Genomic DNA, 14,647 nt, shown 5'->3' with positions numbered 1-14,647 from the left:
GCCGGGGTGGTGGCGGCCTCAGCCCGCCCCCTGCTCCAGGCGCGCGGGCTCCTCCAGGGGGCGCAGCAGGACCCAGCCCAGGGCGGGCAGCGCGATCAGCGGCGCGAGGGCGGTCTGCAACGACGCCGCGTCGGCGAGGGCGCCCACGGCGGGGCTGGCGATCCCCCCGACGCTGACGGCCAGGCCCAGGGTGACCCCGCCGGCGGTGCCCACGCGCCGGGGCAGGTAGTCCTGGCCCAGGGTGACGTGCAGGGAGAACGGCACGTACAGGCCGGCCGAGGCGAGCGCGACGAACAGGTAGAGCACCGGGCCGGGCACCAGCACCACCCCGGCCACGGCCAGGACGGACAGGGCGTAGGACCAGCGCACCACGGGCAGGCGGCCGAAGCGGGTGGCGAGCCGGCCGCCCGCCGCGGTCCCCACCGCGCCGCCCAGGTAGAGGACGAACAGCGCGGCCGCGCCGGCGGCGTCGCCTCCCCCGGTGCGCTCGCGCGCGTAGAGGGCGATGAACGCGCTCAGGCCCACGAACACGACCGAGCGGTACGCGATGGCCCCCGACAGCAGCGCGAAGGACCGCCAGTCGTCCCGCCCGGCGGGGCCGCGCGCCCGTGCGGCCCGCGCCGCGCCGGAGGGGGGCGCGATCGCGCGCAGCGCCGCCGCGCACAGGGCCGCGCCGGCGATGGCGGGCACCACCAGCAGCGGCGAGGCGCCCAGGCCGCCGGTGGCGACCACGGCGGCCACCAGCAGGGGTGCGGCGGCGAACCCGAGGTTGCCGCCCAGCGAGAACCAGCCCATCGCGACGTGGCTGCCGCGGCTGGCGGTCCGCGCCGCCCGGGCGGCCTCGGGGTGGTAGGCGGCGACGCCGACACCCGAGAGGGCCACGACCGCCAGGGTGAGGCCGTAGGAGCCGGTGACACCGGCGAGGGCGACCCCCGCCCCGCCGGCCAGGGTGCTGACCGGCAGCAGCCAGGGCATGGCCCACCGGTCGGTGAGCGCGCCGAACAGCGGCTGCACCACCGAGGACAGCAGGGTGGCGGCCAGGACGATCCCCGAGGCGGCGGCGTAGGTGTAGGCGCGCTCGGAGACGAGGAAGGGCACCAGCGCGGCGACCGCGCCCTGGTAGACGTCGACGCAGGCGTGCCCGAGCGCCAGCAGGACGACCGGGCGGGTGTGCGGGGTGAGGAGGCGGTTGACCACCCGGCCATCGTGGCGGCGGAGGGGGCGAGCGCGCTTCCGATAACCTGCCAACTTATGCCGGAAATCCGCCACACCCCGAAGGCGCCCACCGACATCCGGCCGCTGGCGCCGGGGGAGGTGATCGGGGCGCACCGCCACGACGACCACCAGATCATCTACGCGGGTTCGGGGGTGCTGGCCGTCACCACCGACGCGGGCACGTGGTTCGCGCCGGGCACCCGCGCGATCTGGGTGCCGGCCGGCTGCGTGCACGCCCACCGCGCGCACGGCCGCCTGGAGCTGCACCTGCTGGGCCTGCCCGCCGACACCAACCCGCTGCGCCTGGACACCCCCACGGTCCTGGCGGTGAGCCCGCTGCTGCGCGAGCTGATCGTGGCCTACACGCGCGGCCCGCGCGCCGAGACCCCCCAGCGCCGCCGCCTGCGCGCGGTGCTGCTGGACCAGTTGCGCGCCTCACCCCAGCAGCCCGTGCACCTCCCCGCCCCCACCGACCCCCGCCTGGCCGCCGTGTGCGACCTCCTCCACCGCGACCCGGCCGACCCCCGCACCCTGTCCCAACTGGGCACCGCCACCGGCGCGGCCGAACGCACCCTCAGCCGCCTCTTCCGCCGCGAGTTGGGCATGACGTTCCCCCAGTGGCGCACCCAACTGCGCCTCTACCACGCCCTGCGCCTCCTGGCCGACGAAACCCCGGTCACCACCGTGGCCCACCACTGCGGCTGGTCCTCCCCCAGCGCTTTCATCGACGTCTTCCACCGCGCCATCGGCTACACCCCGGGAGCCCACGGCAAAACCCGCTGAGCCCCGCCGCAACAGGCCGCCCGCCGCAGCAAGACGCCCCGGGCCGCTGCGCGCGGGTGGCGGGGCCTTCCCCGGGGGGCGGTTTGGGCCGGGCCGGGGAAGGCGTGGGGTGGGACGGCCGGTGCTACGCCTCCTTGGGCATGATCACCCAAAGGGCGATGTAGATGATGAACTGCGGGCCCGGGATGAGGCACGAGACGACGAACAGCACCCGGACCAGGGACGGTGAGAGGCCGAAGCGGCGGGCGAGGCCGCCGCAGACTCCGGCGATGACCTTGTTGCGGGTGCGCACGAGATTTGCTGCCATGGTGGTCGCTGCTTCCAATCTGTCGGGATTCCAGTCCCTGCCTACCCGGAACCGGACGGTTATTCCAGAATCGACGCACGCGCGTGGCGGGCGGGTCGGTCACGGAAGGCGGTCGCGGGGTCAGTCGCGGCGGTGCACGCTGACCGCGTAGCCGCCGCCGGTGTAGGGGGCGCCGTCCCACGTGGCCGCGCGGGTGGCGAGGGCGAGTCCGGCGTCGGCGCACCAGTTGTCGTAGTCGGCCAGGGTCACCGGGGCGTCGTCCAGGGGCAGGTGCGCGGCGTCCAGGCCGAACCCGGCGACCAGGAGTCCGCCGGGGCGCAGCAGCGCCGCCAGGGCGGCCACGACGGCGGGCTCGGTCGTGGGCGCCAGCAGCGGGATGACGTTGCCCGCCGCCACCACCATGTCGAAGTCCGGGCGCAGATCGAGCCGGTCCGCGGTGACCAGGTCGGCCTGGATCCACGTCATCGCGGGGGCGCGGGAGCGCGCCTGGGCCAGCATGGAGGCGTCGGCGTCCACCCCGGTGCACTCGTGCCCCAGTTCGGCGAGCCGGATCGCCACCCGCCCGGTCCCGCACCCGGCGTCCAGTACCCGGGAGCCGGGGGCCAGCAGGGCGGCGCAGAAGTGCGCCTCGCCGTGCACGTCGGCGCCGGAGGCGGCCAGGTCCGCGAACCGGGCGGCGTAGCGGGCGCCGTGGTCGTCTCCCGCGATCGCGGCCCATCGGTTGCCGGGGGGTTCCTCCATGGTCGGTCGCGCCGTCCTTTCCGCTGGGATGTACCGAGGTGCCCGGTGTGCCGGACACCTGCCCCGACGCTACCGGTGCCCGCCGCACCCGTCGCCCCCGGTGATCCCGGGACGGGCGCGGGGGCGCGGCACGACGACCTCCAGGGCCGCCGGGGCGGCCTCGGCCGCCAGGGGCAGCGCGCCAACGGGCTCGCCGTCGGCGAAGGCGGGCACGTCGGGGGCCTCCACGCGCAGCGTGCGGGCGTGGAAGGTGCGCACCAGCGGGTGGGTGGCGTGGCTGCCCCGGTAGATGCGGGGGAAGGCGCGCAGCAGCCCGGCGCGCGTGGCCGGACCCACCACGGTGACCGACAGCAGGCCGTCGTCGGGGAGGGCGTGGGGGCAGACGCGCATGCCGCCGCCGTAGACGCCGGTGTTTCCCACCGCCACCAGGACCGCCTCGAACTCCTCGGCTCGGCCGTCGGCAATGACGGTGAACGGCCGGGGGCGCAGCCGGCCCAGTTCGGCCAGGACCGCCGCCGCGTAGCGGGCGCGCCCGCGCGGCCAGGCCATGCGGTTGGCCCGCTCGTTGACGAAGGAGTCGAAGCCGCTGGTCAGCACGGTCGCGAACCGGCGCGCCTCGGGCGCGGGCGCCCCGGCGGCCGCCGAAGGGGTGCACACGCCCACGTCGATGCGGCGGCGCCGGCCGCCCGCCACCACCGCGGCGGCCGCGGCGGGGTCGCCCGCCGGGATCCCCAGCGCGCGGGCGAAGTCGTTGCCGGTGCCGGTGGGCAGCACCGCCAGCGCCGTGGCGCTGCCCGCCAACTCCTGCACGGCCAGGTGCACCATGCCGTCGCCGCCGGCCACCGCGAGCACGTCGGAGCCGGCGGCCACGCACGCCCGCGCCCGGGCGCGGGACTCGGCCGCGTCGCGCCCGGCGACGAGGTCGACGTCGATGCCCCGGGCCAGCAGCCGGCGCGCGGCCTCGGCGGCCCAGGCGGCGCCGCGCCGACCGCCCGCGACCGGGTTGGCCAGCAGGGTCACCGTGCGCGGGGCGGCCTCTCCCCCACCGGTCACCGCCGTCCCTCCTCGGCGCCGCTCTCCGTCCCGCTCCCGGCACCGCCCCCTCGACCGGTGCCGGGAGCGGAGGCGGGGATCAGCTTGCCGGGGTTGAGCACGCCGGCCGGGTCCAGTGTGCGCTTGACCGCGCGCAGCACCTCCACGCCCAGATCGCCCACCTCGGCGCCCAACCACGGCCGGTGGTCGGTGCCCACGGCGTGGTGGTGGGTGATGGTGCCGCCGTGCGCGGTGATCGCGTCGCCGGCCGCCCGCTTGGCGGCCCGCCAGCGCTCCAGCGGGTCGTCCCCGGCGGCGGTGGCCACGGTGAAGTAGAGCGAGGCGCCCTCGGGATAGATGTGGGAGATGTGGCACAGCACGAGCGGCTCGGGCCCGCCCCCGCCGCCCAGGGCGGTGGTGAGGGCGGCGGTGACCGCCCGGCGCAGCCCGGGCAGCCGCGACCAGGTGGCGGCGGTCTCCAGCGTCTCGGCCAGCACGCCGGCGTCCAGCAGCGCGTCGCGCAGGTAGGGCGCCGAGTAGCGGCCCTCGCGCCAGTGCGCCACGGGCTCCGCGCCCAGCGGGGCGCCGCCGACCGCGCGCAGGGCGGCGGCCGCGGCGTCGCGCGCGGCGGCCACGTAGGCGGCGTCGCCCTCGCAGCGCACCACGGCCAGGCATCCCTGCGGAGCCGGCGCTCCGGCCAGGACGGCGTTGACGAACGTCTCGGCGGGGTCGGAGAGCCGCACGAGGGTGGGCCGCAGGCCGCCCTGGGCCAGGGCGCGCAGCGCCTCGGTGCCGGCGGCGAAGTCGGGGAGGCCCCACGCCTCCTCGTGTTCGGCCGCGGGCAGGGGGCGCACCCGCAGCGTGACCTCGGTGATCACGCCGAACACCCCTTCGGAGCCCAGCAGGAGCTGGCGCAGGTCGGGGCCCGCGGCCGAGGCGGGCGCCCGGCCCAGGTCGAGGGTGCCGCGCGGGGTGGCCGCCCGCAGCGCCAGGACCATGGAGTCGAAGCGGCCGTAGCCGGCGGAGTCCTGGCCGGCCGAGCGGGTGGCCGCGTAGCCGCCGATGGTGGCGTACTCGTAGCTCTGCGGCCGGTGCCCCAGCGTCATGCCGAAGTCGGCCAGCACCTCCTCCGCCTCGGGCGTGCGCAGCCCGGCCTGGAGGGTGGCGGTGCGGGCGACCGGGTCCAGCGCGACCAGCCGGTCCAGGCGGCGCAGGTCCAGGGTGATCGCGGCGGCGAACCCGCCGCGCAGCGGCTCCACGCCGCCCACCACGCTGGTGCCGCCGCCGAAGGGCACCACGGCCACCCCGTGCTCGGCGCAGGCGGCCAGCACCGCCGCCACCTGGTCGTGGTCGGCGGGGGACACGACGGCGTCGGGCGCGCGGGCGACGTCCCCGGCGCGCCGGCGCAGCAGGTCAGGGGTGCTCTTGCCGCCGGCGCGGCGCAGGCGGGCGGCGGGGTTGGTGTTGACGTGGGCCGGCCCCACGGCGGCGGCCAGGGCGGCCCGCGCCGCCGGAGGCAGGGCGCTGCGCGCCACCCGCAGCTCGGTCTCGGCGGCGCGCGGCGCGGCGGTGGTGGCGGGCACCCCCAGCACCTGGGCGATGAGCGCGCGCTGGTCGGGGGTGAGGTGGTGGGCGCGGGCGGGGTCGCCCCAGGCGTCCCAGGCGGGTTCACCGATACGGTGGGTGGGTGCCGTCATGCGTTACAGTTTTGCACGTGATGTCAATCAGTAACGAGGACGGCGGGGACGGCTCCCCCTCCCCCGACCCCCTGGCCGACACCCTCCTCGACGCCGCCTATGAGTCCATCGCCCTCTTCGGGCTGCGGCGGCTCACACTGACCGACGTCGCCCGCCGCGCCGGGGTCAGCCGCCCGACCGTCTACCGGCGCTGGCGCGACATCGGCACCCTGCTGGCCGACCTGCTCACCCGCGAGATGCGCGCGGTGGCCGACGCCGTCACACCGCGCGCCGCCGTCGCGGGCGGCGACGCACGCGCCCGCCTGGTGGCCGGGACCGTCCTCGTCGTCGCCGAACTGCGCGGCCACCCGCTGCTGGGCCGCATCATCGACACCGAGCCCGAGGCGCTGATCACCTACACCTTCCACCGGCTGGGCTCCAGCCAGCTCAGCCTGCTGGCCGTGGCCGAGCGCCAGATCCGCGCCGGCCAGGCCGACGGCTCGGTGCGCGCGGGCGACCCCGCCGAGCTGGCCCGCATGATGCTGCTGGCCGCACAAAGCGCGGCGCTGTCCTGGCGGCTGGTCGAGGACACCCTGCCGCTGGAGCGCCAGACCGCCGAGCTGCGCCGGATGCTCGACGCCTACCTGCGCCCCGAGGGCCGGGAGTGAGCCCCGCGCCCGCACCCGGCTCCTCCCTCAACGCCGCGCGCCGCGCCCGCGACCTGGACCGGCTCGCCGAGGACCCCGACGTGGACCTGGTGGTGGCCGGCGGCGGGGTCACCGGCGCCGGGATCGCGCTGGACGCCGCGGCGCGCGGCCTGCGCGTCGTCCTCGCCGAAAAGCACGACCTCGCCTTCGGCACCAGCCGGTGGAGTTCCAAGCTGGTCCACGGCGGGCTGCGCTACCTGGCCGCCGGCCAGGTCGGCATCGCCCGCGAGAGCGCGCGCGAGCGCCACATCCTCATCGCGCGCACCGCCCCGCACCTGGTGCGGGCGCTGCCGATGCTGCTGCCCCTGCACGCCGAGACCGGCCGCCTCCAGGCCGCCGTGACCCGCGCCGGGCTGCTGATGGGCGACGCGCTGCGGGTGTCGGCCGGCACCCCGGGCGCCCTGCTGCCCGCCTCCCGGCGCGTGTCGCGCGCCCGCGCGCTGGAACTGGCCCCGGGGCTGCGGCCCGAGGGGCTGCGCGGCGGCCAGCTCTCCTACGACGGCCAGCTCGTCGACGACGCCCGCCTGGTGGTGGCCCTGGCCCGCACCGCCGCCGCGCGCGGCGCCGCCGTCCTCACCCGGTGCGCGGTGGAGGAGGCCGACGGCGGCGGCGCCCTGCTGCGCGACGGCCTCAGCGGTGCCGCGCTGCGCGTGCGGGCGCGGGCGGTCGTCAACGCCACGGGCGTGTGGGCCGCCGGCCTGGCGCCCGAGGTGCGGCTGCGCCCCAGCCGCGGCACCCACCTGGTGCTGCCCGGTCGGCTGTTCCCCGGCCTGCGCACCGCGCTGACCCTGCCGGTGCCCGGCCACCGCGCCCGGTTCGCGCTGGTGCTCCCCCAGCTCGACGGCGGGGTCTACCTCGGACTGACCGACGAGCCCGTGGAGGGGCCGGTGCCCGACGTCCCCGAGCCGACCGAGGACGACATCGCGTTCCTGCTGGCCACGGCGGGGCGGGCGCTGCGCACCCCGCCCGGCCGCGCCGACGTGGCCGGGGCGTTCGCCGGGCTGCGGCCCCTGCTGGACACCGGGTCGGGCCCCAGCGCCGACCTCTCCCGCCGCCACGCCGTGCTGACCTCACCGGAGGGCGTGGTGACGGTGGTCGGCGGGAAGCTGACGACGTATCGGCGCATGGCGCAGGACGCCGTGGACACCGCGCTGGCCCGCGCCGGACTGCGCGCCGGGCCCTGCCGCACCCGCGCGCTGCCGCTGGTGGGCGCGGCCTCGCCCGCCGAACTGCGCCGCGTCCGCGCGCCGCGCCGCCTGGTGGCGCGCTACGGCGCCGAGGCCCCGGCCGTGCTCGCCGAAGCGGAGGGGCGCCCGGAGCTGCTTGAGCCGCTGGCGGCGGGGGTCACGGGCGCGGAACTGCGCTGGGCGGTGCGCCGGGAGGGCGCGCTTGAGGTATCCGACCTGCTGGAACGCCGCACCCGCGCGGCCCTGGTCGCCGAGCACGGCGCCGCCCTGCACTCGGCGGCCCGCGAGGCACTGGCGGAGGCCACCGCCGACACCGACACCGACGCCGACTGAGCGGTGGGGCGGGAGACCGGGAAGCGGGGGCGAGGGCGGTTGGCGGCGCCCCCGCAGGTCGCGCAGCCCGCTTCCCGCCCGCCGACGATCGCGCGCCCCGGCCCCCGGATTCGCCGACTCCTCGCGGGAGACGGCATCGGACGGGCCGGGCGCCGGAACCGGTTACGCGCTCGGGGTCAGCAGACCGGCGTCGATCACCTCAGCGATAAGGGCGGCGCCCCGGCTGTTCTGGTGGATCTGGTCGGTCGTGAGCACGAGACCTCGCCGCCGCGAGATCGTGTCGAGGCTGCGGCGCAGCACTGCCTGCTGGAGGAGGACGCCGATGACCACCGCGGGCGTCGCCTCCCGGTAGGGGGTCGGCGGCGGGTCCGCTCGGCGCAGTTCCTCGACCTGGCGCTCGTGGAGCGGAAGGTAGGCCACCTCGTTGGCGGCGGCGACCTCGGCGATCATCCGGCTGTACGCCTGCGACGCCCGCGCCGCCGCTCCGTCGAGTTCTTGGCCGAGTACCGGCAGCGACAGCAGACCGATCGCCGCGTCGGTCTCCGCTCGCAGCCGTGCGACGACGGCTCCCAGGCACTCGTGGAACCAGCCCGCCGACGGGCGCTCGGGGAGCTTCTTTCGCCTCATGGCCTGCTCGACGGGGTAGCCGGGCAGGCTCGCTCGGGCGTCGTTGGTCCCGATCAGCACGGTGACCACGTCGGGCGGGTCCGCGACGACAACGTCGAGGCGCTGCAAAAGGTTGTAGGCGAAGTCGCCGTTGACGCCGAACCGGGTGAACTGCACGTCACCGGAGGGGTGGCGCCCTCGGAGGAGGTCCAGGTAGTCGGCGCTGAACCGCGCGCGGGTGAGGCTGTCGCCGAGGCACGCGATGCGTGTCGTCACGGCGCTTCCTCCGGGCCGGGGGTGCCGACGCGTTCGGCCGGGCGGGTGTCGGCGGTCCGGGGACGGTGCTCGGTGCCGAGGGTCGGGGTGATGGCCAGGATGGACGTCGGCCCCTCCATGTCGACCGCGTGCCACACCCCGGCCGGGTTGACGGTGGCCTCGCCCGGTCCGAGCCGGACGTGCTCGGGCGCCCCGTCCACGTCGCGGGTGACCGTCACGGACCCGCTGAGGCAGATGACCAGTTCGTCGCCCGCGGTGTGGCTTTCCCAGTGGTCGCCGGGCCCCTCTCCGTCGAAGACCATCACCATCCGGCCCTCGGCGCCGTCCGCCGCGACCGCGGCGCTGTAGGCCCGGAGCACCTCCGGCTCCCAGGCGAATCCCTCGACGGGTCGCGCCGTCGATCCCAGTCCGAGGTGCACGGGGGTGGTCCGCAGGTCCACGGCGTTGCGTTCGTGATTGAGGAGTCTCATGCCGATGATCTTCCACGGCCGCGCTCGGGCGGTCTTGAAGAAAAGGGAAGAGCGGCCGAGGCGACGGGCGGACGGTCGGCGGCTACCCGGCTCCGAGGAGGACTTCGCCGCGGCGCCAGGCCGTCGGTGACCGGCCCGTGAACTCGCGCCAGTCCCGAACGAGGTGGGCCTGGTCGGCGTAGCCGGAGGCGGCGGCCACATCGCCCCACGGGAGCGGGTCCCGCGCCGCCGCCAGTTCGTGCGCGTGCTCGAAGCGCAGGACGCGGGCGAAGGTCTTCGGCGACAGGCCGACCTCACCGCGGAACCGCTCGGTGAGGTACCGGCGGCTCCAGCCGAGCTCAGCGGCGACCGCACCCACCTGGACGCACCCGCGCGCGGCGACGAGGCGGCGCCACGCCTCGGCCACCTCGGGGCGCACCCGACTCACCTGGTCGCCGCGGGCGCCACGGCCGACGGCCCGGAGGAGCAGTTCGTCCAGCGCGGTGAACCGCGCCGCCCACGTCGTCGCCGACCGGAGCCGGTCGACCAGCTCGCCGGCGAGCGCGCCGAGAAGCTCGTCAAGGGGGACCAGTCGGTGGGCCAGTTCGGCGGACGGCATGCCGTAGACGGCCCGGGCCCCCAGCGGTGTCAGCGCCACCTGCACACCTTGCAGGCGTCCGCCGTGGTGGATCGCGACGGAACGGCACATCAGGCCGCCGGCCACGCTGCCGAACCGGGTGACCGGTGAACCGTCGTCAACGCCCGCCGCCACCTCCAGCGGATCGGACAGGCTGATCACCGCGGTCAGCGCGCGGCCCGGCGGGCCGCAGTGCACACCCGTCGGGAGCCCGCGGAGGTCGAAGCCGACATAGGAGTCGACGTACTCCCGCAAGACGGGCGCCGGACGGGCACGGACTTCGGTGGCCGTGTGGTCCCCCATTTTCGTCAGTGTAGGAGCCGCCCGGCCCGGGAAGACCACGGTCCGCGGAGTGGTCACCACCGTCTGCGGCCGGTGCCGCGGTTCCCGCCGGCTCCCCGTCACGCGGCGCCGCACGGCCCTGGGCCGCAGCCGTGGGAGGACGGGGCCGAGGAGCGCCCGACCGGCCTACTCCTCGGCCTGCTCCGCTCGGCGGGGCTTGGCGCGGACGTGCATGCGCTCGCCCTGGCGGCCGAAGAGGCTGAGGATCTCCACCGGCGCCTCGCCGGTGCTGCCGAACCAGTGCGGCAGGCGGGTGTCGAACTCCGCGACCTCGCCGGTGCCCAGCACGAGGTCGTGGTCGGCCAGCACCAGGCGCAGGCGCCCGGCCAGCACGTACAGCCACTCGTAGCCCTCGTGGGTGCGGGGCTCGGGCGTGCAGCGTCCGGCCGGGAGCACCATCTTGTACGCCTGAAGCGGGCCGGGCTGGCGGGTCAGCGGCACCACCGTGGCGCCGTTGGAGCGGTGCGGTGTCAGGCGCACCCGGGGGTCGCCCACCTCCGGCGCGCCGACCAGTTCGTCCAGGGGCACCTGGTGGGCGCGCGAGATCGGCAGCAGCAGTTCCAGGCTGGGCCGCCGCCGGCCCGACTCCAGCCGCGACAGGGTGCTCGCGGAGATGCCGGTGGCCTCCGACAGCGCCGACAGGGTGACGCCGCGTTCGGCGCGCAGCCGCTTGAGCCGCGGCCCGACCTCGTTGAGCACCCGCACCATGGGGTCCGGCTGCCGACCCGTCCGCTCCGCTTGTTCCGGCTGCTCCGCCTGTTCCATCCGTTCATCCTCACCCGGCGGGCGCGGTTCCGGCAAACCCTGTTGCCGAAACGGCACTACAGCGCGCAGGCCGTGTACCGGGTGCCGATGTCGCCGAGCCGGCGGAGCCGCTCGGCGGACACCGAGCCGGGCGCGGCGGTGTGCGCGACCACGTGCATGTCGCCGCCGGGTACGGCCAGCACGTCGCAGTCCAGCTCCAGCACGCCCACCTCGGGGTGGTGCACGGTCTTGGTGTCCGTGACGTGCGCGCCCACGGCGTGGGCGGCCCACAGTTCGGCGAAGCGCGGGCTGTGCCGCCGCAGGTCGGCGGCCAGCGACGCAGCCGGGTGTCGCCGGGGTAGCGCGCGGTGGCGGCACGCAGGTCGGCGACCGCCGCGCGCTCGAAGCGCTCGTTCTGCTCGGGCGTGTGGCTGACCCGGCTGAGCATGCCGGTGAAGTGCCGCCACAGCAGGTTGCGGCCGCGCCCGGTCTCGCCTGAGGGGTCCCCGGCCAGCGCGGCGTACAACCGGTTCCAGGCGGTCAAGGTCCAGGCGGCGTCGAACACGGCGACCGCGGAGCCCTCCCACCGGTCCACCAGCCGCAGCACGCCGGGGGTCAGGTGCGCCGCCACCCGGTCCCGGGCGGGTTCGAGCCGCCCGGCCAGGAGGAACAGGTGGCGCCGCTCCTCGTCGGTGAGGCGCAGCGCCCGCGCCAGGGCGGCGAGCACCTGCACCGAGGGCGAGGACGCCCGCCCCTGCTCCAGGCGCACCACGTAGTCCACGGAGATGCCGGCCAGCCGCGCCAGTTCCTCGCGGCGCAGTCCCGCCGCCCGCCGCGGCCGGTCGGCGGGCAGCCCGACGTCGGCGGGGCGGACGCGGTCGCGCCACTGGCGCAGGGCGGCGCCGAGTTCGCCGCCGGCGCGCCGTTCGGTCGCCCGGTCCTCTCCCGTCATGTGCCCACTATAGGAGGGCGCCCCGGGCCGGGGCGGGCGCCAGGGGGGTACAGCGTTTCCCAGGAAGAGCCGGGTACTGCCCGCCCCGGCCGCGTGCGGCGAGGCTGGCGGCCATGACCACCACACTGATCACCGGGGCCAACAAAGGGCTCGGATATGAGACCGCGCGCCAACTGGTGGCGGCCGGGCACACCGTCTACGCCGGGGCCCGCGACGCCGCCCGGGGCACGGCGGCGGCCCGCGCGCTGGGCGCCCGGCCGCTGCTCCTGGACGTCACCGACCCCGCGTCGGTGGCGCGCGCAGCCGCCCGGGTCGCCGAGGAGGCCGGGCACCTCGACGTCCTGGTCAACAACGCCGGAATCGTGGGCGCGCGCAAGCCGGTCGCCGACACCACCGCCGAGGACATGCGCGCCTGCTTCGACACCAACCTGTTCGGCGCGGTCCGCGTGCTGCGGGCGTTCCTGCCCCTCTTGGAGCGCGGCGCCGCGCCCCTCGTGGTCAACGTCAGCAGCGGCCTGGGGTCGCTGGCCGTGACCACCGACCCGGACGTCCGCGCCGCGCACGTGCCCACGTGGCTGCCCGCGCTCGACTACGCCGCGGCCAAGGCCGCCCTCAACATGGTCACCGCCCAGTACGCCCAAGCCTTCCCGCGCCTGCGCGTCAACGCCGTGGACCCCGGCCACACCGCCACCGACCTCAACGGCCACAGCGGTCCGCAGACCGTGGAGGAGGGGGCCGAGATCATCGTGCGCATGGCGGCGGCCGGACCCGGCGGGCCCACCGGCGGCTTCTTCTCCAGCGCCGGGCCGGTGCCCTGGTGAGCGCCGCACGCCCCGCCCAGTCCCCGACCCGCCACGGAAGGGCGGTATCCGCGATGGCGTCCCCGCGCCGAGTCGAGTTCGTCTTCGACCTCGCCTGCGTCTTCTCCTACCAGATGTTCACCCGCTACCGCCGGGCGAAGCAGCGGTTCCGCGCGGCCGGCGGCGAGGTCGAGACGGTGCTGCTGCCCTACCGGTTCCGGCCCGACGCCGACCCCGCCGGAGAGCCCCTCTTCGTGACCCACCTGCGCGACCGCGGCGAGGAGGCGGCCCGCGCGGTACAGGCCACCACCGGCTTCGGCGCCGCCGACGGCCTGCGCGTCGACTTCACGCGGGTGGTCTCGACCAACACCTTCGAGGCCCACCGCCTCATCGCTCGGGCCGCGCCGCTGAACCGGGGCGAGGCCATGGCCGAGCGGTTGTTCCGCGCCTACTTCACCGACGGCGTCAACGTGGCCGATCCCGCCGTGCTGGCGCGGCTCGCCGCCGAAGTCGGGGTGGACCCCGGTCCCGGCGGCGAGGAGGAGCTGCGGCGGGAGCTGGAGCGGGTGCGGGGCCTGGACTTCGTGGCGGAGGCCGTGCCGGGCTTCCGCTTCGACGGCGGGCGGGTGCTCAACGGTGAGCAGAGCGAGGAGGCGCTGCTGGCCGCGCTCACCGGGTGATCCGCCGGCCCCGGCCGGCCGCCGCGCGGCGGCCGGCCGGTGGGCGGACGGGCGGCCGAGGACTCGGCTCAGTCCAGGCCGAGCAGTTCGCGGTAGTGGCCGACCATCATCTCCGAGCCCTTGAACTGCGCGGTCGTGGCGGCGTCGAGCACGCCCGTCGCGGGGCTGAAGCCGGCGCCGCGGGCGGGGCCCAGCGGCAGCATGATGCCGGGCGGCATCGGCTCGTAGGGGGCGGGTTCGCGGCCCTCGATGAGGGCGCGGACGCCGGCGGCGGCGGCCCGCGCCTGGGCCGAGGCGTTCCGGGCGGTCTTGGCCTCGGGCAGGGCGGTGACGTCGCCGATGGCGAACACGGTGCCGTGGCCGGGCAGCCGCAGGTCGGCGGTGACCTGGAGGCCGCCGCCGACCTGCCGCGCCGCGGCCAGGCCGCCGTCGAAGGCGTAGTCGGTGGCGGGCGCGACGCCGTGGCAGCGGAACCAGATGTCGGCGCTTATGGCGCGGCCCGACTCCGTGGCGGCGGTCAGCGGGGCGGTCTTGCCCGGCGGGGTGGCCGGCTCGGCGGTGAGCGCGGTGCCCAGCACCAGCTCCACCCCCAGGTCCGCGAGTTGGCGGCGCACCTCCGCGCGGAACTCCTCGGGGAAGGCGCCGGCGAGGATGTCGTCGGCCGGGTCGACCACGGTGACGGCGGTGCCGGGCCAGGCCGCCTTGATCTCGCCGGCGAACTCCAGGCCGACCGGACCGGCGCCCAGCAGCAGCACGGCGTCGGCCGCGGCGAGTTCGGCGTGGGCGTCGCGCAGCCGGGCCTTGGCCTCGGCGCTGTCGGCCTCGGCGAACTTGGCCGGGAAGGGGTAGGACGCGCCGGTGGCCAGGACCACGAAGTCGGCGTCGATCCGCTCGCCCGACCCGAGCACGACCCCGCCCGGGTCGACGGCCGCCGCCCGGTCGCGCACGACGCGGCCCCGCTCCAGGAGCCGGTCGTAGGGCAGGAAGATCCGGTCCACCCACGCGGGGTCGACCAGGCCGCGCAGTGCGGCGACGTGGTGCACGAAGGTGTCGCGGGGCTCGATGAGGACGACGTCGGCCGCCGCGTCCAGTTCCCGGGCCGCGCCGATGCCGCCGTACCCGCCTCCCACAACCGCCACGGTGCTGGGCATGGGCACTCCTAGTTTGCAATACGAATGGT

General features: G+C 76.8%; 15 protein-coding genes and 1 pseudogene. 5 read left to right on the top strand and 11 right to left on the bottom strand.

Annotation, left to right across the window (positions count from 1 at the left end; all coding sequences use genetic code 11):
• Positions 1-18: 18 nt before the first annotated feature.
• Entirely contained in the window at positions 19-1,197 is a 1,179-nt protein-coding gene (locus LG943_RS03110) for an MFS transporter (RefSeq protein WP_270070622.1), read from the bottom strand.
• A 54-nt stretch (positions 1,198-1,251) separates the two neighbouring features.
• Here LG943_RS03110 and LG943_RS03105 point away from each other — a divergent pair, with 54 nt between their 5' ends.
• Positions 1,252-1,998, top strand: coding sequence for an AraC family transcriptional regulator (locus LG943_RS03105; RefSeq protein ID WP_270070621.1), 747 nt, complete (start codon positions 1,252-1,254; stop codon positions 1,996-1,998).
• 124 nt (positions 1,999-2,122) lie between these two features.
• On the opposite strand, the gene LG943_RS03100 is transcribed toward LG943_RS03105, so the two are convergent.
• The 4 genes from LG943_RS03100 to LG943_RS03085 form a co-directional block, all read right to left on the bottom strand.
• Positions 2,123-2,305 carry a PspC domain-containing protein gene (locus tag LG943_RS03100; protein WP_270070620.1) on the bottom strand — a complete coding sequence of 61 codons (183 nt, stop codon included), beginning with the start codon at positions 2,303-2,305 and terminating at the stop codon, positions 2,123-2,125.
• Between the two features lie 120 nt (positions 2,306-2,425).
• Entirely contained in the window at positions 2,426-3,046 is a 621-nt protein-coding gene (locus tag LG943_RS03095) for a class I SAM-dependent methyltransferase (RefSeq protein ID WP_270070619.1), read from the bottom strand.
• A 69-nt stretch (positions 3,047-3,115) separates the two neighbouring features.
• Positions 3,116-4,099, bottom strand: coding sequence for a YegS/Rv2252/BmrU family lipid kinase (locus LG943_RS03090; protein WP_270070618.1), 984 nt, complete (start codon positions 4,097-4,099; stop codon positions 3,116-3,118).
• On the bottom strand, positions 4,096-5,775 hold the full coding sequence (locus tag LG943_RS03085; protein ID WP_270070617.1) for an FAD-binding oxidoreductase: 1,680 nt from the start codon (positions 5,773-5,775) through the stop codon (positions 4,096-4,098). Before LG943_RS03085 ends, LG943_RS03090 begins: the two co-directional genes overlap by 4 nt.
• A gap of 20 nt (positions 5,776-5,795) precedes the next feature.
• On the opposite strand from LG943_RS03085, the gene LG943_RS03080 reads away from it, so the two are divergent.
• Positions 5,796-6,422 (top strand): TetR/AcrR family transcriptional regulator, encoded by a 627-nt coding sequence (locus tag LG943_RS03080; RefSeq protein ID WP_270070801.1) that lies wholly within the window; start codon positions 5,796-5,798, stop codon positions 6,420-6,422.
• Complete coding sequence (locus LG943_RS03075; RefSeq protein ID WP_270070616.1) at positions 6,419-7,981, top strand: glycerol-3-phosphate dehydrogenase/oxidase; 1,563 nt, start codon at positions 6,419-6,421, stop codon at positions 7,979-7,981. The genes LG943_RS03080 and LG943_RS03075 overlap by 4 nt, the downstream gene beginning before the upstream one ends.
• A 162-nt stretch (positions 7,982-8,143) precedes the next feature.
• Here the strand turns inward: LG943_RS03075 and LG943_RS03070 are convergent, their stop codons facing one another.
• The 5 genes and pseudogenes from LG943_RS03070 to LG943_RS03050 form a co-directional block, all read right to left on the bottom strand.
• Positions 8,144-8,863 (bottom strand): GDSL-type esterase/lipase family protein, encoded by a 720-nt coding sequence (locus tag LG943_RS03070; RefSeq protein WP_270070615.1) that lies wholly within the window; start codon positions 8,861-8,863, stop codon positions 8,144-8,146.
• Positions 8,860-9,333, bottom strand: a complete 474-nt coding sequence (locus LG943_RS03065; protein WP_270070614.1) for a cupin domain-containing protein — start codon at positions 9,331-9,333, stop codon at positions 8,860-8,862. Before LG943_RS03065 ends, LG943_RS03070 begins: the two co-directional genes overlap by 4 nt.
• A gap of 82 nt (positions 9,334-9,415) precedes the next feature.
• Positions 9,416-10,111, bottom strand: coding sequence for an AraC family transcriptional regulator (locus LG943_RS03060; protein ID WP_270070613.1), 696 nt, complete (start codon positions 10,109-10,111; stop codon positions 9,416-9,418).
• Positions 10,112-10,417: 306 nt separating this feature from the next.
• Positions 10,418-10,999, bottom strand: a complete 582-nt coding sequence (locus tag LG943_RS03055; protein WP_270070800.1) for a helix-turn-helix domain-containing protein — start codon at positions 10,997-10,999, stop codon at positions 10,418-10,420.
• A 113-nt stretch (positions 11,000-11,112) separates the two neighbouring features.
• Positions 11,113-11,987, bottom strand: a pseudogene (locus tag LG943_RS03050) (helix-turn-helix domain-containing protein).
• A gap of 113 nt (positions 11,988-12,100) precedes the next feature.
• Here LG943_RS03050 and LG943_RS03045 point away from each other — a divergent pair.
• Positions 12,101-12,808 carry an SDR family NAD(P)-dependent oxidoreductase gene (locus LG943_RS03045; RefSeq protein WP_270070611.1) on the top strand — a complete coding sequence of 236 codons (708 nt, stop codon included), beginning with the start codon at positions 12,101-12,103 and terminating at the stop codon, positions 12,806-12,808.
• Between the two features lie 53 nt (positions 12,809-12,861).
• Entirely contained in the window at positions 12,862-13,467 is a 606-nt protein-coding gene (locus LG943_RS03040) for a DsbA family oxidoreductase (protein WP_270070610.1), read from the top strand.
• Positions 13,468-13,535: 68 nt separating this feature from the next.
• Here LG943_RS03040 and LG943_RS03035 read toward each other — a convergent pair whose 3' ends face one another.
• On the bottom strand, positions 13,536-14,618 hold the full coding sequence (locus tag LG943_RS03035) for an FAD-dependent oxidoreductase (RefSeq protein WP_270070609.1): 1,083 nt from the start codon (positions 14,616-14,618) through the stop codon (positions 13,536-13,538).
• Positions 14,619-14,647 lie beyond the last annotated feature (29 nt).

The sequence above is a fragment of the Streptomonospora mangrovi genome (assembly GCF_027604915.1).
GTDB lineage: Bacteria > Actinomycetota > Actinomycetes > Streptosporangiales > Streptosporangiaceae > Streptomonospora > Streptomonospora mangrovi.
Note: the sequence above shows the minus strand (reverse complement) of the source record. Positions and strands in the feature narration are given on the sequence as shown.